Source organism: Quatrionicoccus australiensis (assembly GCF_020510425.1).
In the GTDB taxonomy this organism is placed as follows: domain Bacteria; phylum Pseudomonadota; class Gammaproteobacteria; order Burkholderiales; family Rhodocyclaceae; genus Azonexus; species Azonexus australiensis_A.
On the sequence record NZ_JAHBAH010000001.1, the window covers coordinates 205,064 to 225,220 of the forward strand.

The 20,157-nt window shown below is 64.7% G+C and carries 16 protein-coding genes and 1 riboswitch; of the genes, 7 read left to right on the top strand and 9 right to left on the bottom strand.

Features of this window, described 5'->3' with window-relative positions:
• Positions 1-28: 28 nt before the first annotated feature.
• The gene (locus KIG99_RS01070) at positions 29-427 is read right to left on the bottom strand and encodes a type II toxin-antitoxin system RelE/ParE family toxin (RefSeq protein WP_226458377.1); all 399 of its coding nucleotides are present in this window, start codon (positions 425-427) and stop codon (positions 29-31) included.
• A 3-nt stretch (positions 428-430) separates the two neighbouring features.
• Entirely contained in the window at positions 431-706 is a 276-nt protein-coding gene (locus KIG99_RS01075) for a type II toxin-antitoxin system prevent-host-death family antitoxin (protein ID WP_226458378.1), read from the bottom strand.
• Between the two features lie 336 nt (positions 707-1,042).
• On the opposite strand from KIG99_RS01075, the gene KIG99_RS01080 reads away from it, so the two are divergent.
• A complete protein-coding gene (locus tag KIG99_RS01080; protein WP_226458379.1) occupies positions 1,043-1,243 on the top strand; it encodes a hypothetical protein in 201 nt (66 codons plus the stop codon).
• Between the two features lie 54 nt (positions 1,244-1,297).
• On the opposite strand, the gene KIG99_RS01085 is transcribed toward KIG99_RS01080, so the two are convergent.
• The 3 genes from KIG99_RS01085 to KIG99_RS01095 all read right to left on the bottom strand — a co-directional run bounded on the left by KIG99_RS01085 (position 1,298) and on the right by KIG99_RS01095 (position 7,092).
• The gene (locus tag KIG99_RS01085; RefSeq protein ID WP_226458380.1) at positions 1,298-2,449 is read right to left on the bottom strand and encodes a ribonucleotide-diphosphate reductase subunit beta; all 1,152 of its coding nucleotides are present in this window, start codon (positions 2,447-2,449) and stop codon (positions 1,298-1,300) included.
• 19 nt (positions 2,450-2,468) lie between these two features.
• A complete protein-coding gene (locus KIG99_RS01090) occupies positions 2,469-4,079 on the bottom strand; it encodes an adenosylcobinamide amidohydrolase (RefSeq protein ID WP_226458381.1) in 1,611 nt (536 codons plus the stop codon).
• Positions 4,080-4,320: 241 nt separating this feature from the next.
• Positions 4,321-7,092 carry a ribonucleoside-diphosphate reductase subunit alpha gene (locus tag KIG99_RS01095; RefSeq protein ID WP_226458382.1) on the bottom strand — a complete coding sequence of 924 codons (2,772 nt, stop codon included), beginning with the start codon at positions 7,090-7,092 and terminating at the stop codon, positions 4,321-4,323.
• Positions 7,093-7,253: 161 nt separating this feature from the next.
• Positions 7,254-7,465, bottom strand: a riboswitch (cobalamin riboswitch).
• A 155-nt stretch (positions 7,466-7,620) separates the two neighbouring features.
• Between KIG99_RS01095 and KIG99_RS01100 the strand changes: the two genes are divergently transcribed.
• From KIG99_RS01100 to KIG99_RS01120, 5 genes are all read left to right on the top strand, one after another.
• Complete coding sequence (locus KIG99_RS01100) at positions 7,621-8,064, top strand: PaaI family thioesterase (RefSeq protein WP_226458383.1); 444 nt, start codon at positions 7,621-7,623, stop codon at positions 8,062-8,064.
• A gap of 62 nt (positions 8,065-8,126) precedes the next feature.
• Positions 8,127-9,506 (top strand): 3'-5' exonuclease family protein, encoded by a 1,380-nt coding sequence (locus KIG99_RS01105; protein ID WP_226458384.1) that lies wholly within the window; start codon positions 8,127-8,129, stop codon positions 9,504-9,506.
• Between the two features lie 159 nt (positions 9,507-9,665).
• Positions 9,666-12,572, top strand: a complete 2,907-nt coding sequence (locus KIG99_RS01110) for an ATP-binding protein (protein WP_226458385.1) — start codon at positions 9,666-9,668, stop codon at positions 12,570-12,572.
• A 25-nt stretch (positions 12,573-12,597) separates the two neighbouring features.
• Complete coding sequence (locus KIG99_RS01115) at positions 12,598-13,065, top strand: CreA family protein (RefSeq protein ID WP_226458386.1); 468 nt, start codon at positions 12,598-12,600, stop codon at positions 13,063-13,065.
• On the top strand, positions 13,062-13,424 hold the full coding sequence (locus KIG99_RS01120; RefSeq protein WP_226458387.1) for a cupin domain-containing protein: 363 nt from the start codon (positions 13,062-13,064) through the stop codon (positions 13,422-13,424). The genes KIG99_RS01115 and KIG99_RS01120 overlap by 4 nt, the downstream gene beginning before the upstream one ends.
• 118 nt (positions 13,425-13,542) lie before the next feature.
• Here KIG99_RS01120 and KIG99_RS01125 read toward each other — a convergent pair whose 3' ends face one another.
• From KIG99_RS01125 to KIG99_RS01135, 3 genes are read right to left on the bottom strand one after another with little or no spacing between them, the layout of a single operon-like run.
• Positions 13,543-14,304, bottom strand: coding sequence for an alpha/beta fold hydrolase (locus KIG99_RS01125; RefSeq protein ID WP_226458388.1), 762 nt, complete (start codon positions 14,302-14,304; stop codon positions 13,543-13,545).
• Positions 14,301-15,155, bottom strand: coding sequence for an alpha/beta fold hydrolase (locus KIG99_RS01130; RefSeq protein WP_226458389.1), 855 nt, complete (start codon positions 15,153-15,155; stop codon positions 14,301-14,303). The genes KIG99_RS01125 and KIG99_RS01130 overlap by 4 nt, the downstream gene beginning before the upstream one ends.
• Positions 15,156-15,180: 25 nt before the next feature.
• Positions 15,181-17,496 (bottom strand): DNA internalization-related competence protein ComEC/Rec2, encoded by a 2,316-nt coding sequence (locus KIG99_RS01135; RefSeq protein ID WP_226458390.1) that lies wholly within the window; start codon positions 17,494-17,496, stop codon positions 15,181-15,183.
• Positions 17,497-17,604: 108 nt separating this feature from the next.
• On the opposite strand from KIG99_RS01135, the gene KIG99_RS01140 reads away from it, so the two are divergent.
• Complete coding sequence (locus KIG99_RS01140) at positions 17,605-18,138, top strand: DUF2062 domain-containing protein (RefSeq protein ID WP_226458391.1); 534 nt, start codon at positions 17,605-17,607, stop codon at positions 18,136-18,138.
• Here KIG99_RS01140 and KIG99_RS01145 read toward each other — a convergent pair.
• Entirely contained in the window at positions 18,128-20,143 is a 2,016-nt protein-coding gene (locus KIG99_RS01145; RefSeq protein ID WP_226458392.1) for a methyl-accepting chemotaxis protein, read from the bottom strand. The genes KIG99_RS01140 and KIG99_RS01145 overlap by 11 nt on opposite strands.
• Between the last annotated feature and the right edge of the window lie 14 nt (positions 20,144-20,157).

Sequence of the window (20,157 nt, forward strand, 5' to 3'; positions counted from 1 at the left end):
AAAGAGAATCAAAGGGGCACCAGAGACACTATTCCCCTGCAGCCAAATCCGCCACAGCGTAGTTCAACTGGCGTTGATGTTTGACGGCGAGTAGCACCGCTTCCGTCTCGGCATGCGCATAGAGCACGATATGTTGGCCGACGACATACTCCCGCAGGTAGGGCAATCCCGCTTGTTCGGCCAAGTTCAGGACTGTCTCCGATTTCAGCCGGGCTTGCGCTGATTTCGCCATCAGAAACCTGGCCGGTCGTCCGCCGGCTGGTGACCATGCCAGCACAGCGATCATCTCCCGCAGATCGGCTTTCAACCTGGCGAACCGGGAATCGGCGGTATCCGCGTCCTGAGTCTGGAAGAATTGATGAATGCTTTCCAGATTGGCCAGAAAGTTGGGCGTTGCCTCGACTTTGGCATTGTTCGGCAGCGCCATGCTTCAGGCCAGGGCTTTCAGAAGTTCGGCATTCGACACGCGCTGACCGGCCAACACCTCGCGCAGGCCGGTTTCCGCCTCGGACAGCAGCACCAGGTTGGCGTGTTCCGCTTCCAGCGCATGGTAGTAATCCAGCTTTTTGGCGTCGACGATGGCGACATAGGCGGTGCCGTTCTTGGTCAGCAGCTTTTCCGCGCCGGCGACGACTTCATCGGACAATTCAGTCAGGCGTGCGCGGGCTTCGCTGATCGGAACGACATCCTGGGCGCTGAAAGTCATGATTTGATTCCTTAACGAATACGTTAACGTCTAGTGTAGCAGACCCGCCGGGATCGCTTTTGTTGCGGCTTTTGTTGCGGCTTTCGTTTTCGGTCATTCCACCGGTCAACCGGAAAATTTGGCCAAAAATCGAAAAACGTTTTCGCCTGGCTACGGCCGAAACGCAACGAACAACTTGGCAAACATCAGGCGACCCACCAACGCACTTCCCCGGTGCCGGCAATGCACCGCCGGCGTGCCCGTACCGCCCCCGCTTGCCTCCTGAGCGGCACTTTCACGCATGGAACAAACATTGCGTGACTCGCAGCGAACACAGGAAACCACCGGGAGAACAGCATGACTTGCCGACTCAACGAAGAAACCATGTTCTGGCTGCGCCTTGCCGCTTTTGCCCATTTGTCCGAACAAGTGCTGTGCACCGGCGCTTCTCTGGCCGATGCCGAGGAACTGCTGTTTGGCTGGCGCCTGCCGGGTGACTTGCCGTCGCGTTTCGCCTGCCTGACCGGCGGTGTGGCGAATGCGACAAACCCTGCTTGAGGCCGCCCGGCGGATTCAGTCGGCGAGCTGCGCCGCCGAATCCGGCCGGACGGCTCAATCCCAGGCCAGCGCCCCACCCGTCTGGTATTCGGTGACGCGCGTCTCGAAGAAGTTTTTCTCCTTCCTCAGATTGGCCTGCTCGTCCAGCCAGGGCAGCACGTTTTCGGCGCCGGGGAAAGGTTCCTCGACACCCACCTGCCGCGCCCGCCGGTTGGCGACGAAGCGGAATTGCTGGACGTGCAGGTCGGCGTTGTAGCCGAGAATCGGTTCGCGCAGGATGTAGCCGGCGTAGGCACGCTCGGCGGCTTCGGCTTCGTCCCAGAGCGTACGCAGGGCCTGCGGGTCGAGTTCCAGGTTTTCTTCCTTGAGCAGTTCGCGCACGACGCGGATGCCGAAGGCGCAGTGCAGCACCTCGTCGCGCATGATGTATTGCAACTGCTCGGCGGTGCCCTTCATCAGGCCGCGCCGCTGCAGCGCGAAGATCGGCGTGAAACCGTTGTAGAACCAGCAGCCTTCGAAGATCACCGCGAAGAAGAAATAGGACAGCGCGAATTCGTGCAGGTTGGCGCGGTCGGTGAGGTCGAAGTCGGCGCGAATGACGCGCTCCAGCCGCCGATTGGCCAGTGCGATCTTGCCGTGGATTTCGGGCACGACGCGGTAGCGGTTGTAGATTTCCTGCTGGTCGAGGCCGATGCTTTCGATGCAGTGCTGGTAGGTCCAGGTGTGCAGCGCTTCTTCATAGACCTGGCGGGCCTGGTAGATCTGCAGTTCGGGCGCGCTCATCTTCTCCATCACCGCCAGGCCGATGTTGCGCATGGCAAGGATGTCGGAGGTGGTCAGGTAGGCGAGCACGTTCTCGAAGACGTGGCGCTCGGCCGGGCTGAGCTTGTGGTGGTAGTCGTGCACGTCCTGCGCCATGCCGATTTCGAGCGGTGTCCAGTGGTTGCGGTTGGCCTTGAGGAAGAACTCCCAGGCCCACGGGTACTTGAACGGCGCTAGCTGGTTGATGTCGGCCTTGCCATTGACGATGCGCTTGTCCGCCGCGTTGACCGGCGCCAGGGCCGGCGTGCCGACTTGATCAGGAATGGCCGGCGCCACGCGGTCGACCGCGGTTTTTGCGGCATTTTCAAGGTTGACCGCCGGGCTTTGCGGGGCGGCGGGTTGCGACGGGGTGTCCCAGTCGTCGAAGCGGAAGGCGGCATTCATGATGGTTTGAACCTCGGTGTCAGTCGGTGCGAACGGCCCGGAAGCGCTGACGGCGATTCCAGTCCACGTAGAAGATGCCGCCCTCGGCGGCGGTGAAGCTGTGCAGGCGCTTGCCCTTGAGCGAGACGGCACTCTGCCCCAGCGAGAAATCGAGTTCCGGCTCGCGGCCGCCGCGATTGACGGCAATCAGCGGCAGGCCGGTTTCACGCGAGCGCTTTTCCCAGACGTCGCCCGGCCCCATGCCCTCGACCGGAGGCCAGTTGGCCGGCGAGAGCAGGATTTGCGCACCGCGCGCCGCGAGCTGGGCAGCCGCGTCGGGACGCCAGGCGTCGGCGCAGATCAGCGTGCCGACGGCGATGCCATCGACCATGAAGGGCGTGCCTTCCGTGCCGGCCAGCGACCAGGCTTCGGCCTGGCCGACCGGGCGCTGCTTGCGGTAGGCGCCGAGAATGCGCCCGCTGCGGTCAATGGCGGCGACGCTGTTGTGGAGCTTGCCGGTCTGCGCATCGCGCTCGGCGAAACCGACGAAGAGCGCGACGCCGTTGTCACGCGCGATGGCGGCCAGGCTGCTGATCCAGGCATCGGGGAAAGGCGCGATCCAGTCGGTGCCGACGCGCTTGGCGAAGTTGTAGCCGGTTTCGGCCAGTTCCGGCGTCACCACCCAGTCGGCGCCGTGGCGCACGGCGGCGCGGATGCCGGCTTCGATGCGCATCCGGTTGCCGGCAATGTCGCCCGGCACGGGATCGAGATGCAGCAAGGCGAGACGCAGATCGCCGGCGGCTTTCGCCGGGCCGGCCGCGGCGTCGCCGAAGCGCTTGCTGCCGGGCAGGAAATAGCCGTTCTGCTTGCCGAGCGCCTCGACCACCGCCGCGTAGGTCGCCTTGCCGATCAGCTCGCCGATGCGGCTGTGACCGCCGGTGTAGGTGGCGCGCGGCGCCGCCGTGCCGGAAACGACGATGATGCTGTCGGTGCCGGTGCCAGTCGCCTGCACGTCCTTGGTGTAGCTGCTCGGCACCTTGAGGTCTTCGAGCGCCGCCGTCTTGCCCTCGGTGATGGTGATCAGGGCGCGGGCCAGCGCCGCGTCGCTGAGTTCGATGTTGGCCAGAACCATGATGTTGATGGTGCCGGCAGGTTCCTCTCCTTCGATGTAGGCGCCGGCATCGACGCCGGTGCGGATGGCGTTGCTCTTCGCCCCGGCCGTGGCCAGCACGGTCACCGTCAGCGGGCCGTGCCGGCGCGTGACGACGGCGAGATTGTCCATGTCGGCCGCTGTGGACATCTCGGCGACGGCGGCCGGCGGCAGTTGCAGACGACCCGCCGTCGCGGCGCGCCTTTCTTCGCTATAGCGCTTGCCGTCGGCGCCGAGCTTCATCCAGAGCAGCGGATGCGCCGCCTGGTTGAGCGCAGCGCGCGCCGTGAGCGGGCCATCGCTGGTCGACAAGGCACGCCGTTCGCCAGCAAAGCGCACGACCAGGGTCTTTTCCCAGAGGCCGTCGCGCTCGCTACGGTCGACCTGCGCCGTGGCACCGATTTCGGCCGGCAAATCGAGGTCGACCGCCAGGGCGATGGCAGGCAGCGCCAGCAACAGGGCCAGCGCCGGACGCAGGCAGGAAGCGAAGAAGGATTTCATCGAAATGTCTCGTGATACGGAAAGGCGGCAAGCTTAACCCGGCCGGCAACGCACCCCCTCCTCTTCAAGGGGGTGGAGGCGGGGTTTGGCAGAGCACTGCTCTGCCCCGCCGGAACGGGCTGGCTGTGCAAAGCCAGCCCTCCGACAGGGGGGATGGGTCTCGCCGAGCAGACGCAATGCGACCCATCCCCCTCCCTGCCTCCCCCTTGAAGGGGGAGGAGTTTCGCGGCCGGACTTTTCGTCACTGACACGCCTCACAAGTCGGATCATCGATCGCACAGAACTTAGGCGCCTCTTCCTGCACCACGGAGTCGTCGCGCCCGCCCGCCTTCTCGGCCTGGCTGGCGCCGAGCGTGCGCAGGTAGTAGGTGGTTTTCAGGCCGCGCGTCCAGGCCAGCTTGTAGATCTCATCGAGTTTCTTGCCGGAAGGCAGCGCCAGATAGAGGTTCAGCGATTGCGCCTGGTCGATCCATTTCTGCCGGCGCGCTGCCGCTTCGATCAGCCACACCGGGTCGATCTCGAAGGCCGTCGCGTAGCGGGCCTTGAGTTCGTCCGGCACGCGCTCGATGCGGGCCAGCGAGCCGTCGAAATACTTGAGGTCGGCGACCATCACTTCGTCCCACAGATCGAGCGCTTTCAGGTCGCGAACCAGCGCGTCATTCACCACGGTGAACTCGCCGGAGAGGTTGGATTTGACGTAGATGTTCTGGTAGGTCGGCTCGATGCTGGCCGAGACGCCGACGATATTGGAGATGGTCGCGGTCGGCGCAATCGCCACGCAGTTGGAATTGCGCATGCCGTAACGGGCGATGCGTTCCTTGAGCGCGTTCCAGTCGAGACTGGATTCCCGATTTACCTCGAGATAGCCGCCCCGCCCTGCCTCCAGCAGCCGGATCGAATCAAGCGGCAAAATGCCCTGGTCCCACAGGCTGCCGGTGAAGCTCGAATAACGGCCACGCTCGCGGGCCAGTTCGCTCGATGCCGAGTAGGCGTGGTAGCAGACGGCTTCCATGGTCTGGTCGGCGAACTCCACCGCAGCGGTCGACGCGTAAGGCAGGCCGATTTCGTACAGGCAATCGGCAAAACCCATGATGCCGAGGCCGACCGGGCGATGCCGCAGGTTGGCGTTGCGCGCCTTGGGCGTCGCGTAGAAGTTGATGTCGACCACGTTGTCGAGCATGCGCAGCGCGGTGTTGATCGTGCGCGCCAGTTTGGCCTGGTCGAGTTGGCCGTCCTTCAGATGCGCCAGCAGATTGACCGAACCGAGATTGCAGACGGCAGTTTCCGAGTCGGACGTGTTCAGCGTGATCTCGGTACACAGATTCGAGCTATGCACGACACCGACGTGCTGCTGCGGCGAGCGCAGGTTGCAGGCATCCTTGAAGGTGATCCACGGATGGCCGGTTTCGAAGAGCATGGTCAGCATCTTGCGCCACAGTTGGACAGCGGGGATTCTCTTGTGCAGCTTGAGTTGACCGCTGGCCGCCTGCGCTTCGTAGCCGAGGTAGGCGACCTCGAATTCGGCGCCGCACAATTCGTGCAGATCGGGCACGTCGACCGGCGAGAACAGCGTCCACTCGGCATTTTCCATGACCCGCCGCATGAACAGATCGGGAATCCAGTTGGCGGTGTTCATGTCGTGCGTGCGGCGGCGCTCGTCGCCGGTGTTCTTGCGCAGATCGAGGAATTCCTCGATGTCGAGGTGCCAGGTCTCGAGATAGGCACAGACCGCGCCCTTGCGCTTGCCGCCCTGGTTCACGGCGACCGCCGTGTCGTTGACCACTTTCAGGAAGGGAATCACGCCCTGGCTCTGGCCGTTGGTGCCCTTGATCCGGCTGCCCAGCGAACGCACCGGCGTCCAGTCGTTGCCGAGGCCGCCGGCGTACTTCTGCAGCAGGGCGTTTTCCTTGATCGATTGATAGATGCCTTCGAGATCGTCGGCCACCGTCGTCAGGTAGCACGACGACAGTTGCGAATGCAGCGTCCCGCTGTTGAACAGCGTCGGCGTCGAGCACATGAAATCGAAACTCGAAATCAGGTCGTAGAACTCGATGGCGCGCGCTTCGCGGTCGATTTCGTTGAGCGCCAGGCCCATCGCGACACGCATGAAGAAAATCTGCGGCAACTCGATGCGCCGCCCTTCGATGTGCAGGAAGTAACGGTCGTACAGCGTCTGCAGGCCGAGGTAGCCGAACTGCAGGTCGCGCTCGGGTTTCAGCGCGGCAGCAAGGCGCGGCAGATCGTAGGTGGCAAGGCGCGGATCGAGCAGTTCGGCGGCGATGCCCTGCTTGATGAAAACGGGCAGATATTCGCCGTTGACCGCTGCGAGTTCGTCCAGCGTCACCGGCCGGCCGAGCACTTCGCGGCCCAGGCTGGCCAGCAGCAGGCGGGCGGTAACCTGGTTGTAGGCCGGCTCGCGCTCGATCAAGGTGCGCGCGGCAAGGATCAGCGCCTGGTAAACGTCGGCCAGCGGCACGCCGTCGTAGAGATTCTTCAGGGCGCTGTCGAAGATGGCCCGGGCCGAAACCACGTCACCCAGACCGGCACAGGCGGCTTCGCAATTCTTCAGCAACAAGGAGCGGTCGAGCGGCTTGCGCACGCCGTCGTCGAGCACATGCAGTTCGGCAACGCTGACCTCCTCGAGCTGGCTGGCCGCCCGCTCGGCGGCGCGGCGTTCGCGGTAGAGCACGTAAGCGCGCGCCACGTCGTGTTCGCCGGCGCGCATCAGCGCCAGTTCGACCTGGTCCTGGATGTCCTCGATATGCACCGTGCCGCCGTCCGGCGAGCGCCGGGTCAGCGAATTGACCACCGTCTGGGTCAGGCGGGCGACCAGTTCGCGGATGCGCGAGGACACCGAACTCTGGCTGCCTTCGACGGCGAGAAAAGCCTTGCTCAGCGCAACGGCGATCTTGTCGGGATCGAAGGCGACGAGCGCGCCGTTGCGGCGGATGACCTGCAGGGCAGCTACCGCGAACTGGTTAGCGGCAGAGAGAGACTGGACATTGGATTGCAAGGCGATTCTCCGTATCGGGGGGCGGAGAACCGAGTGCGCGGACCGTTGGCGCAGGCCGACCGGTGCAACGGGAAGCATCCCGACCACGGCTCGACACAACGGACAAACGGCAAGAGACCACGCAAAAACCTCTCGTCAGGGACACCCCGCCCCAAAATCATGAAAAAGGACACATTGAGGCAGGTCTCCTGGCTCTCGGCTCAGCGCGTTTCACCTGCCTTCCCGGACGCATCCAGTGGCATGAGTTGGCAAACTCGGTGGCGAAACGCTCGCCGATTACAGTTGCGGGGGCAGCCCCGGGATACAGGTCGAAGACCTGGCACCGGATTCCCTTTCAATCCCCTTGCGGGGAACCTTCAATGGACGGCAGTCTAAAGGGGGCGCGATGATGACGTCAAGCAAAAAACACTACATGCAGTAGATTTAGCCGAACTGGCTACTAAATACAGTAAAAACCCGGGGTTGACGTAAACGTCAACGGCACTCTAAAGTGAGTCCGGCCCAAGACCAACAAAACGGAGACAAACCATGGCGCACATTGCCAACCCCGACTTCAAGGCGAGCGTCGCCGCCAGCTTTGCCAAGCAAAACGCGATGCAGCTGATTCGCGCCAGCCTGCCGCTGATCGAACACGGCCGCACGGAAATCCACATCCCGCACTGGGCTGGCGTCGAGCAGCAGCACGGCTTCGTCCATGGCGGCGTGGTCGGCATGATTGCCGACTCGGCAGCGGGCTACGCGGCGATGACCGTGGTACCGGCCAGCGCCTCGGTACTGACCGTCGAATACAAGATGAACCTGGTCGCCCCCGCCGATGGCGAAACCCTCATCGCCCGCGGCGAAGTGCTCCGGCCGGGACGCACGCTGATCGTCACCAAGGCCGAGGTCTATGCCTGCAAGGACGGCAAGGAAACGCTGTGCGCCATCATGCAGCAGACGATCATGGTGATGCACGGCAAGAGCGAGAAGTAAGCGACGGCGGGCTGGCCCGTTCTGGCGGTATCATCGCAACCTGTCCCGATTTCCGCCCCGCCATGCACCGCAAACCCCTCGCCTTCGTCGACCTCGAAACCACCGGTGCCACCGCCGCCTTTGACCGCATCACCGAAATCGGCATCGTCGAGGTCGATGCCGACGGTTCTGTGCGTGAGTGGCAGCAGCTGGTCAATCCGGGCGTATCGATTTCGCCCTTCATCGAGCAGTTGACCGGGATCAGCAATGCGATGGTGGCGACGGCACCGCCGTTCGAGGAAGTCGCTGCCGAAGCGCTGCAACGTCTGCAGGGGCGGCTGTTCATCGCGCACAACGCGCGTTTCGACTATGGCTTCCTGAAAACCGAGTTCAAGCGCCTAGGCATCGATTTCCGCGCTTCCGTGCTGTGCACCGTCAAGCTGTCGCGCGCCTTGTACCCGGAGCACAAGCGGCACAATCTCGATTCGCTGATCGAGCGCCACGGCCTGCAGGCGGCGGCACGCCACCGGGCGCTGGCCGATGCGCAGCTGATCCACCAATTCTGGCAAAAAATCCAGGTCGACCGCAGCGGCGAGGCGCTGACTGCCGCGCTCGACGCGCAGAACGCCTACCCCAGCCTGCCGCCGCATCTCGACGCCGCGATCCTCGACGAACTGCCGGAAACCCCCGGCGTCTACCTGTTCTACGGCGAAAACAACCTGCCGCTCTACATCGGCAAGGCCAAGGACATTCGCCAGCGCGTGCTGTCGCATTTCGCCGCCGACCACAAGTCGGCCAAGGAAACGGCCATTGCGCAGCAGGTTCGGCGCATCGACTGGATGGAAACCGCCGGCGAGATCGGCGCCCTGCTCAAGGAAGCCGCCCTGGTCAAGGAAATGCAGCCCGGCCTCAACCGCCAGCTGCGCAAGAACGACGAGGTGTGCACCTGGACGCTGATCGACGAAGGCGAAGGCTGGCTGCGCCCGGAACTCCGCTCGGCGCGCGAGATCGAGTTCAATCTGCACACGTCGAGCTACGGCCTGTTCAAGACGAAAAAAGAGGCGCGCGACGTGCTGCGCACGCTGGCCGAATCGCACAACCTGTGCGACACCCTGCTCGGCCTGGAAAAGGGCATTCCCGGCAAACCCTGTTTCGGCCAGCAGATCCGGCGCTGCAAGGGGGCCTGCGTCGGCAGCGAGCCGCTCGCCAAACACAGCATGCGTCTGGTCGGCGCCCTGACCGGACTGAAACTGCTCGCCTGGCCTTACGCCGGCCCGGCCCTGATCCACGAGGGCGAAGAAGCCCACCTGATCGACGGCTGGCGCTACCTGGGCACGGTCAAGAGCGAGTCCGACATCGATGCCCTGCTCGCCGCGCCGCGCCCGGCTTTCGAGCGCGACACCTACAAGATCCTCGCCAAGTACGTCGGCAAGCTGAAGCCCTGCACCCGCCAGCCGCGTTAGTCGCAGAATCCCCGGCCAACGGCGCGCCAAAACCATCTTCACCGTGTGGTATAAAGTTGTCGCAAGCATTTCACCGGCCTCCGGCCCTGGGCGAATGCGCAAAAACACCGGTCCTGAAACATCCTGCCAGGCGCAATCAAATCTGAATCATCCGGACGCATGATCAATACCGTTTCCCGCCGCCTGTCGCTTTCGCTGGGCGCACTGATCCTGGTGCTGCTGGTCCTGCTGGCCGGCGCGGGCTTCATCGCCCTGCGCCTGGCAACCGAAAAAACCGTCTCGCTGACCTTGCAGCAACTGGCCGAGACGCATGCGCTGGCGCATCAGGAAACCTTCCGCCAGGCCCAGACCAGCGTGCAGCGCCTGCACAAGGAACTGTTGCAGCGCCTTGATGCGCTGGATCCGGCGCAGAGCCGCAAGCGCTTCCACGAACTCTTCGCGCGCAGTGCCGACGGCCTGTGGCGCCTGCGCCCGGAGCAAGTCGACACCGAACGGGCGCCGACGCTCTACCTGCAACAGGCCGGCGGCGAACCGGACGACTCGGTACAGCGGCGCGCCGTGGCCAGCTACGAACTGTTCCGCGAACAGGGGCCGGCGCTGGTGCCGCCCTTCTTCTCGGTGTACATGGATTTCGTCGAAGTCGGCCTGATGGTCTATTCGCGCGGTATCGACTGGGGCGCCGCCGCGACGCCGCAGACCGACAATTTCAATTACCCGACGATGACCGGTGCACGACCGGTCAACAACCGCGAACGCTCGCTTTTCTGGACCCCGGTTTATTTCGACGAACAGGCCGCCGCCTGGATGGTTTCGGCGATTCAGCCACTTGACTGGCACGGCGAATGGGTCGGCACGGTCGGCCACGACATCACCGTCGACAGCCTGCTGGCAACGGCGCGACGGGCCGGCGCCAGCGACGAATACCACCTCATCCTGAGCGCTGAGCAGCAGCTGATTGCGCATCCGCAGTTGTACGAACGCATCGCCGCCGCGCAGGGCCAGCTGGCGCTGTCCGGCTTGCACGATCCGCTGCTCGACCAGATCGACGCCTTGATCCACGGCACGCCGGCGAGCAGTGGCGTGCAACGCACACCGGATGGTTCGCACCTAGTCGCCTGGAGCCGCATCGACGGCCCGGGCTGGTACTGGGTCAGCGTCCTGCCGCAGGCCAGGCTGAATGAACGCATGCTGCTCGGCATCGGCGTGCTGTTGCTGATCGGCGTGATCTTCGCAATCCCTGCCCTGTGGACCATGCGCAGCCTGATCCGGCGCATTGTCAGCCAGCCGCTGAAAAGCATTACCCGAGCGGTCGACGAACTGGGCAAGGGCAAAATGCCGCAGCCCATCGATCTCAAACAGGGCAACGAACTGGGCCGGCTCGCCCATGCTTTCGACAGCATGGTGGCCGAACTCGCCGTCCAGCGCGCCGAGCAGCTGCGCCACACGCACACCCTGGAAGAGCGCGTCGACCAGCGCACCGCTGAACTCGCCGAGGCCAAGCAGGCAGCGGAACGCGCCAACGAAGCGAAGAGCAGCTTCCTGGCCAACATGAGTCACGAAATCCGCACACCGATGAATGCCATCATCGGCCTGACGCATCTGCTGCGCCACGGCGCCAGCGCGCCCCAGGCCGACCGGCTGGGCAAGATCGACGAGGCCGGGCGCCACCTGCTGTCGATCATCAACGACATTCTCGACATTTCCAAGATCGAAGCCGGCAAGCTGCAACTCGAGCATGGCGACTTCGCGCTGCCGGCCCTACTCGACCAGGTCCGCTCGATGATTGCTGAAGCCGCCAGCGCCAAGGGCCTGAGCATCGAAATCGACACCGACTCGGTTCCCGTCTGGCTCAAGGGCGACGCCATGCGCCTGCGCCAGGGACTGCTCAACTTCGCCAGCAATGCCGTCAAGTTCACCAATACCGGCAGCATCAGACTCAGTGCCAGACTGCTCGGCAGCGAAGACCACGACTTGCTCGTCCGTTTTACCGTGAGCGATACCGGTATCGGCATTCCTGCCGACAAGCTGGCCTGTCTGTTCCAGCCCTTCGCCCAATCGGATGCCTCAACCACGCGCCAATACGGTGGCACCGGCCTGGGGCTGGTCATTACCCGTCGCCTGGCCGAACTGATGGGCGGCGCAGCCGGTGCCGACAGCGTTCCCGGCGAGGGCAGCACCTTCTGGTTCACCGCCCGCCTGCAAGCCGGGCACGGGGTTCTCCCGGCCGCTGAAACAAAAGCCCGCAACGCCGAAGAGCAGTTGCGCGCACAGCATGGCGGCCAGCATCTCCTGCTCGCCGAAGACAATGCGATCAATCGCGAAGTGGCGCTCGAATTGCTGCATGGCGTCGGGCTTGCCGTCGATGTCGCAGAAGATGGAAGCAAGGCCCTGGCAATGGCCGGGCAGCAGCATTACGACCTGATCCTGATGGACATCCAGATGCCCAATCTCGATGGCCTGTCGGCCACCCGGGCCATCCGCCAACTGCCGGGCTGGCAGAGCAAACCCATCCTGGCGATGACCGCCAACGCCTTTTCCGAAGACCAGGCGGGCTGCCTCGCAGCCGGCATGAATGATTTCATCGCCAAGCCGGTCGAGCCGGAATATCTCTATGCCTGCCTGTTGAAATGGTTGCCGCGGACAGCTTCAGCGGAAGCGCCAGTCAATGCGGCGCCCGCCCCGGCACCGGATGACCAGGCGAAACTGCTCGCCAGCCTGGAAGCCATTCCCGGCCTCGATGTCGCAACCGGCCTCAGCCTGATGCGCGGCAAGGCACAACGCTACCGGCATGTCGTGCAGATGTTTGTCGATCGGCATGCCGAAGCGGCCACGCAACTGCAGGAACTGATCGAGACCGGCGAACTGGAGGCTGCCGAACGCCTCGCCCACACGCTCAAGGGCGCTGCCGGCAGCATTGGTGCCGTCAGCATCGCGCACCAGGCCACCGAACTCGACATCGCGCTGCGCCAGGGCGACCTGGCAACCGCTCGCCCCTGCCTGCCGCAACTGCTCGACGAATTGGCGGCCCTGTGCCGGGCGGTACTCGCCCTGCCGCCGGCCGAATAAACAACCGGAACCAAGAGAAACCACCATGCAACGTTTTGCTCCCCTGCTCCTCGCCGCCCTCGCCCTGCCCGCCAGTTTTGCCGCCACGGCAGAGGAAGTCGGCTGCATCACGACAACCTGGAAGCTGATCGGCGCCAATCACCGCGTCTGCATCTATGCCTTCGACGATCCGGAAATTCCCGGCGTCACCTGCCATTTCAGCCAGGCCAAGACCGGCGGCATCAAGGGCAGCTTCGGGCTGGCCGAAGATCCGTCGCAGTTCTCGCTCGCCTGCCGCCAGATCGGCCCGATCAGCAAGCCGGCCAAGCTGCCGGAAGACAAGATTGTGTTCAGCGAGGACACCTCGCTGATGTTCAAGGAAACCTCCATCCATCGCAGCTTCGACGAGAAACGCAACGTGCTGGTCTATGTCGCGATCAGCCGCAAGCTGATCAACGGCGCGCCGGCCAACGCCATCTCGAGCGTGCCGATCCAGCCCTGGGGCGGCAAGTGACGAAGCGCAGCGTCTATCGCAAAATTGCGCCCTACATCACCAAGGATGGCTCGCAGATCCGCGAACTGCTGCACCCCGACCAGCATGCCATCCGGCAGCAGAGCCTGGCCGAAGCCATCGTGCCGCCGGGCGCGACAACGCTGCTGCACCGGCATGCCGTGACCGAAGAGATCTACCACGTGACGCAGGGCAGCGGCGAGATGACGCTGGCTGACGAGAAGTTCGCGATCGCCGTCGGCGACAGCATCGCCATCGCGCCGGGCACGCCGCACTGCGTCAGAAATACCGGCAGCACGGCGCTGCACATCCTGTGCTGCTGCGCGCCGGCGTATTCGCACGCCGATACCGAGTTGCTTTAACTTCCCAACGGTCGACCGGCAAAAAAGACGGTTTTTGCCGGGATACGCAAAACCCGACTAGGCCGCAGCGGTCGACTACCGGAAAAGACGGTTTTTGCCTTTTTCCCGGCGTCGACCGTCAGCAGCGTGCGACGAAGGCGGTCAGCGCATCGAGCACCGCCGCTTCCTGATCGCGCTGCGGCGTGTGGCCGCAATTCGCCAGCTTGAGCAGTTGCGTGCCCGGCACCTGTTCGGCGATGGCGTCGATCTGGCGCAGCGTCGCGTATTCGTCGTCCTCGCCCTGGATGGCGAGCACCGGGCAGCGGATGCGCGGCAAATATTCCTCGATATTCCAGTCGCGAAACGGTGGCGACAGCCAGCAGTCGTTCCAGTCGCTGAACACGCGTTCGGTCTGCGCATGGTGGTAGCGCGCCAGTTTCTGCGGCAGGTCGGTGGTCTGCCAGGCGGTGCGCGCTTCGCGGATGCCGGCCAGGGTTTCTGCCTCGACGAACTCGTGCGGCGCCAGCACGGCGATGCCGCGCGGCACCCCGGGGAAGGCGCCGGCAAAGATCAGCGCGATGCTGCCGCCGTCGCTGTGGCCGATCAGCAGCGGCCGGTCGATATTGAGTTCGGCGAGCAGCGCCGGTAGGGCTTCCTCAGCTTCGCGATGCATGTAGCGCGTGTTGCGCGGCTCGGCATAAGCCTGCGAGCCGCCGTAACCGGCGCGCGACCAGACGACGACGCGGCAGCCGGTGGCGGCCGCCAGCTTTTCCGGGAAATGCCGCCACATCGCGACACAGCCGAGGCCTTCGTGCAGCAGCAGGAGTTCGGGGCGGCCGGCGACGGTCGCCGGGTAATCGCGGTATTCGAGGCGCAAGCCATTGACGACGAGATGTTTCATGCGGCGAGAAGAAAATTGCGGGCGATATCGATCTGCCCCTGGGTCAAAAACATCGGCGCGTGGCCGACACCGGGAATTTCGGCCAGTTCGGCACGTGGACCGCATTGGCCCATCTGCAGCCAGGTTTCGCGCGTCAGCAAGTCGGACTCGGCGCCGCGGATGGCCAGCGTCGGGCAGCGGATGGCCTGGTAGAGCGGCCAGAGATCGATGTCCTGCTCGCTGAAGGTGGCCTTGAACGGCGTTGCGATCTGCGGATCGTAGAGAAAGCCCCAGCGCCCGTCGGCACGCTGGCCGATGCTCGATTCGGTCAGGTGATGCCACTGCGCCTCATCGAGATTGCCGAACGGCGCGCTGATCAGGCGAACATAGGCCTGCGCCTCGCCGAAGGTCGCCCAGGTCGGGTCGAGACCGACGTAGGCGCCGATGCGCTTCAATGAATCGACGGTGATCAGCGGCCCGACATCGTTGAGGATCAGGCGGCGGATCGGCGAGTTTTCCTGCGCCGCCAGCGCCATGCCGATCAGGCCGCCCATCGAGGTGCCGAGCCAATGCACGCTGTCGACATTGAGGCGGGCAATCAGCGTCACCATGTCGGCGACGTATTGCGGCACGCCATAATGCGCCGGATCGCGCAGTCGACCGCTGCGCCCGCGCCCGACCACGTCGGGACAGACGACGCGGTAATGCGCCGACAGCGCGCGTGCCAGATCGTCGAAATCGCGGGCATTGCGGGTCAGGCCGTGCACGCAGACAAGGACGCGCGGATTGTCCGGCGCGCCCCACTCGGTATAAGCCATCCGGTGCAGGCCGGACGGACTGATGCATTGCACTGTCTTTTGCGTGAATTGCATGCTTGTCTCCTTCGCCGCCAATGTATCACCGGCCGTACCAATAACGCTTGCGCTCGTCACGCCAGGCAGTGATTGCAATCTCCCCGGCCACCAGTTTGACCTGCACGGCACCGTCGCGATCGGTGCGCCACAGCCGCGTGCCACGCGCGGCGTAGCGCGCCAGCACCTCGGCCTTGGGATGACCGAAGCGGTTGCGGTAGCCGACCGGAATGATCGCCTGCGGCGCCCCGACCGCGGCCAGGAAGGCCGGCGTCGACGAGGTTTTCGAGCCGTGGTGCGGCATCAGCATGATCTCGGCGGCGAGCGCCGCCGGATCGCGCATCAGCAGTTCCGCTTCGTCGGCCGCCTCGATATCGGAAGTCAGCAACATCGCCCGGCCGCCGGCTTCGACGCGCAAGACGCAGGAAAGATGGTTGCTTTTGCTGTCGACCGCATAGGCCGCGGCCGCCGGATGCAGCACGGCAAAGGAAACGCCGTCCCAGACCCAGCGCTGGCCGGCGACGCAGCGCGTGCCGGCGATTTCCGGCAGCGACGAGCGCACCTCGCCGACCGGCAGCGCCGCCAGCACCGAGCCGAGGCCGCCGGCGTGGTCGCTGTCGCGATGCGTCACCATCAACTGGTCGATACGGTTGATGCCGAGGCTGCGCAGGTAAGGCACGACGACGCGCTGGCCGGCATCGGCGTCGGCACCGTAGAGCGGGCCGGGGTCGTAGACCAGCACATGTTCACGGGTACGGATCACGCTGGCCAGGCCCTGCCCGACATCGAGCACGTCGATCCAGACGCCGCCCGCCTCCGGCTGCGGCGCCGGCCAGAAGGCGGCCGGCATGAGCAACACCAGCCCCAAGCCGCGCCCGGCGACGCCGCGCGGCAGCAGGCAGAGCGCCACACCCAGCCCGGCCGCAGCGGCCGCCCACCAGGGTGGCGCCGGCGCCTGCCAGACCGGCCAGGTGGCGCACCAAAACAGGAATTGCATCAGCCAGCCGGTCAACCAGTGCGCGAAGGCCAAAACCGGCCACCACGGAATCAGCGCCGCAAACAGCACAAGCGGCGTCAGGACAAAACTGATCAGCGGCACGGCCAGCGCATTGGCCAGCGGCGAAACCAGCGAGAACTGCTGGAAGACGAGCAGCAGCACCGGCAGCGAAGCCAGCGTCGCGGCCCACTGCACCAGGCCCCAGTTGCGCAGTTGCCAGCGCCAGCCGCGCCCCGCGCCGACCGCCGCGGCGCCGATGTAGAACAGCGCGCCGACCGCGCCGAACGACAGCCAGAAACCAGCCGCCAGAACCGCCCAGGGATCGAATGCAAGCACGACCAGCAGCGCCAGCGCCAGGATCCGGCTCGGCGCCAGCAGGCGCCCGGAAAACATCGCCAGCGCCGCGACCAGCAACATGTAGAAGGTGCGTTGCGCCGGCACCGCGAAACCGGCCAGTCCGGCATAGAACAGCGCCCCGAGACAGGCGGCGAGCACGCCGGCCTTTTGCGCCGGCAGGCGCAGCGCGAGCCGGGGAATGCGCCGCCAGACAGCGCTGAGCAGCCAGCCGAACAAGGCCGCGACCATGGTCACGTGCAAGCCCGAGATCGACAGCGCATGCGTCACGCCGGCACGGTTGAACACCGTCCAGTAATCGCCGTCGATGGCGTTCTGGTCGCCCACCGCCAGCGCGATGAGAATGCCGGCCCACGGGTATTGTTCGGCCGGCAAGGTGCTGCGAAATGCCGTGCGGATCACGTCGCGCAAGCGCTCGATGGCGTAAGCCGGCCGCCAGACCATCGTCTCCAGACGCTTGGCCGGCGGCGGCCGGACATAACCGGTAGCGCGGATGTTGCGTTCGAGCAGCCAGGCCTCGTAGTCGAAGCCCTGCGGATTGGCATTGCCGTGCGGCCGCTTCAAACGCAGCGTCAAATGCCAGCGCTCACCCGGATGCAGCGCCGGTCGAGCCGTCTGCGTCGTGTCGCGCCCGGCATACCAGGACAACAGCACGCGCCGCGGCACGACGGCGCCAGCGGTCAACGCCTGCTCGATGACAAATTCGCTGCGCGTACCGTAACTGAACTCCTGCGCCAGACCGGCGATCACGCCGATCACTTCGACATCCTCGCCTTCCCAGGCCGCACCCAGTTCGTCGGCGAGGCGAATCTCGGCCCGCCAGCCGGCCCAGGCAAATCCCAGCGCGCAGCAGCCGATAACGGCGAGCCCGCGGCTGATCCGGCCGCCCCGGCGCTGCTGCGGCCAGCACAGCAGTAAACCGGCCAGCGCCCAGAGCGGCCAGGCGGGCAGCGCCGGTTGCAACTGCAGGGCAAGGACTCCGGCGGCAAAAGCGAGGATATTGAGGCGCATGCAAAAATGGCCCGCGGCAACGGTCGACCGCCGCAGAATAGCCAAATTGCATAAAAATCGCCAGCCGGAAAACTGCAGCAGAAATTGATTTGCCGGATAATGTCCGGCATGCGCAAGCATCTGAAAAAATACCTGCCCGACCCGTCGGCAATCAGCGAGAACCGCTGGCTGCGGCCGTTTCACGACTCGCTGCTGCACCCGCGCCTGTGGCACCTGAATCGCCATTCGGCGGCCGGCGCAGTCGCCGCCGGGCTGGCCTGCGGCCTGATCCCGGGCCCCTTCCAGATGCTCGGCGCGGCGCTCTGCGCCCTGCTCTTTCGGGTAAATCTGCCGCTGGCGATGTTCGTGACGCTGTACACCAACCCGTTCACCATCGTGCCGCTCTACCTGCTGGCCTATGAACTCGGCCGGCTGGTCATTGGCGACGGCAGCCATTTCATTGCGCCGCCCGAATTTGCGCTCGGCCACCTGGCCGACTGGAGCCAGGCCATGCTGGGCTGGATGGCCGGCGTCGGCAAGCCGCTCGGTATCGGCCTGGTCGTGCTCGCCGCCAGCCTTGCCGTCCTTGGTTATTTCGCCGTCAAGCTGGCCTGGCGGCTTTACCTGGTCGCCGCCTGGCGGCGGCGCCAGCTCAGGTCCTGAAGCGTTCGACTTCGCCGCTCAGGGTTTCGGCCAGCTGACGCAGCGAACCGGCGGTATCGGCGTTGCTCGACGCTGCCGAGTTGTTTTCTTCTGCCATCTGGGCAATGCGTTCGACATTGCGGGCAATTTCACTGCTCGCCGCCGACTGCTCGCGCAATGCCGTAGTGATCTCGGAAACCGAATCGACTACCTGGCGCGCCTGCGACTGCACCTGGCGGATCGCATCGCCGGCCGCCTGCGCCTGCTCGACGCCGTTCGCCACACGCTGCACGCCCAGCTTCATGCTGCCGACCGCAGTCGTCGTACCAGCCTGGATGGAATCGATCATGCCGGCAATTTCCTGCGTCGATTTGGCGGTCCGCTCAGCCAGCTTGCGCACTTCGTCGGCAACCACCGCGAAGCCGCGCCCGGACTCGCCGGCCCGCGCAGCTTCGATCGCCGCATTGAGCGCCAGCAGGTTGGTCTGGTCGGCAATTTCCTTGATCGTGCCGACAATGCTCGAAATCTGATGCGACTGATCGCCAAGCGCCTCGACGGCAACGGCCGACTGGTTGACGGTGGCGGCGATGCCTTCGATCTCGCTGACCACGTTCTGGACAATCCGGTTGCCATTGGCCGCCACTTCGTCCGACTGGTTCGAGTAGGCCTGGGCATCCTGGGCATTCTTGGCAATGTGATCGACGCTGACCGTCATTTCCTCGACCGAGGCCGCCATGCTCGAAGCGGAATCGCTTTGCGCCAGCGTGCTGTCGGAAATCTGGTGGCTGGAGACGGCGAGATGATCGGCAGTATGCCGCAGTTGCTCGACATCGGCCTTGACCCGGCTGATCAGGGCGCGCAAGGCGCGCGCCATGTTGTTGAGGTCGTCGCCGGCGGCATGCAGTTCGTCCTGCCCGGCGGTCTCGAAATGCACGGTCAGATCGCCGTCGGCCAGGCGCTGGGCGCCGCGCGAAAAGATATTGACGCTGTTGATCACCGAGTAATAGGTCGCCACCGACAGGTAGGCAACGACGAACATGACGATCACCGCAAGCAGCGCATTCAGCCAGAGAATCTTGCGTGCTTCGGCGGCGCGTTGCTCGAGTTGCTTCTCGAACTGCGGCATCAGCACGTCGAACATCACCTTGTAGCCGAGATCGATGATCTGCGTCGTCTGGGCAAAATATTCCTGCGGCGGCGTCGCGTACTTTTCGCCGAGGATGTCGTCGCGCACCAGCGCGAAGATCTTTTCCGCCCCATCCGAGAATTCCTTCGCCGGGCCGGCCAGATCGCTGCGCAGGGCGGGCGCGAAACGCATGACCTTGTCCAGGTTGTTGTTCTGGGCACGCAGGGTGGCGGTCATCTGGGCGATCAGCGAAGCGACATCGACGCGCAGTTGCGGCGTGATTTCCTTCTTGCTCAGGATGCCGGTACCGCGCGCCCGGGTGATGCCGAGCGGTTCGAGCATGGCCGGCATCTTGCTGACCACGGTATCCATGAAATAGTAGGTATCCATCGCCGGGTCGAGCGTCAGCTCGGATTCATCGGCAATATCGACCATGAAGACCAGCGCCTTGTCGATCATCGCCGAGTGGCGCTTGATGTTTTCCGGCGGTGTCCAACCCAGGCCCTGCGTGCGGATGTTTTCCCAGTCGTCGCGGATCGACTTCCACTGTGCCGTGGCGCGCAAGCTCGGCGACAACTCGGCATCGGCGGCAGCCAGCGCCTCGACGACGTCCTTTTCCTTGCCGGCGCGCTTGTCCTTCATCGCGTCGTTGCCGTTGAGCACGCCCGAAGACAGGCCGCGGTGCTGCTGCATGAACTGCACCAGGCGATTCATCGGCTTGAGCATGTGCAGGCCGGCGATTTCCTTCTCCGCCGTTTTGATATCGCGATCGAGCGTCACGAACACCGTGAGCAGCAGGACGACGATCACCGTCGAGCCGGCCAGCCCGAGCAGCATGAATTTGAAGGGATAGCGGAAACGGTTCATCAGCGCGATGGCGGGCGTGAACAGTGCTTGCATGATCTTTCCTCTCG

Excerpts from the sequence above, each read along its gene's own strand:
- KIG99_RS01070 (WP_226458377.1), bottom strand. The coding sequence starts at position 427 with ATGGCGCTGCCGAACAATGCCAAAGTCGAGGCAACGCCCAACTTTCTG.
- KIG99_RS01075 (WP_226458378.1), bottom strand. The coding sequence starts at position 706 with ATGACTTTCAGCGCCCAGGATGTCGTTCCGATCAGCGAAGCCCGCGCA.
- KIG99_RS01080 (WP_226458379.1), top strand. The coding sequence starts at position 1,043 with ATGACTTGCCGACTCAACGAAGAAACCATGTTCTGGCTGCGCCTTGCC.
- KIG99_RS01085 (WP_226458380.1), bottom strand. The coding sequence starts at position 2,449 with ATGAATGCCGCCTTCCGCTTCGACGACTGGGACACCCCGTCGCAACCC.
- KIG99_RS01090 (WP_226458381.1), bottom strand. The coding sequence starts at position 4,079 with ATGAAATCCTTCTTCGCTTCCTGCCTGCGTCCGGCGCTGGCCCTGTTG.
- KIG99_RS01100 (WP_226458383.1), top strand. The coding sequence starts at position 7,621 with ATGGCGCACATTGCCAACCCCGACTTCAAGGCGAGCGTCGCCGCCAGC.
- KIG99_RS01105 (WP_226458384.1), top strand. The coding sequence starts at position 8,127 with ATGCACCGCAAACCCCTCGCCTTCGTCGACCTCGAAACCACCGGTGCC.
- KIG99_RS01110 (WP_226458385.1), top strand. The coding sequence starts at position 9,666 with ATGATCAATACCGTTTCCCGCCGCCTGTCGCTTTCGCTGGGCGCACTG.
- KIG99_RS01115 (WP_226458386.1), top strand. The coding sequence starts at position 12,598 with ATGCAACGTTTTGCTCCCCTGCTCCTCGCCGCCCTCGCCCTGCCCGCC.
- KIG99_RS01125 (WP_226458388.1), bottom strand. The coding sequence starts at position 14,304 with ATGAAACATCTCGTCGTCAATGGCTTGCGCCTCGAATACCGCGATTAC.
- KIG99_RS01130 (WP_226458389.1), bottom strand. The coding sequence starts at position 15,155 with ATGCAATTCACGCAAAAGACAGTGCAATGCATCAGTCCGTCCGGCCTG.
- KIG99_RS01135 (WP_226458390.1), bottom strand. The coding sequence starts at position 17,496 with ATGCGCCTCAATATCCTCGCTTTTGCCGCCGGAGTCCTTGCCCTGCAG.
- KIG99_RS01140 (WP_226458391.1), top strand. The coding sequence starts at position 17,605 with ATGCGCAAGCATCTGAAAAAATACCTGCCCGACCCGTCGGCAATCAGC.
- KIG99_RS01145 (WP_226458392.1), bottom strand. The coding sequence starts at position 20,143 with ATGCAAGCACTGTTCACGCCCGCCATCGCGCTGATGAACCGTTTCCGC.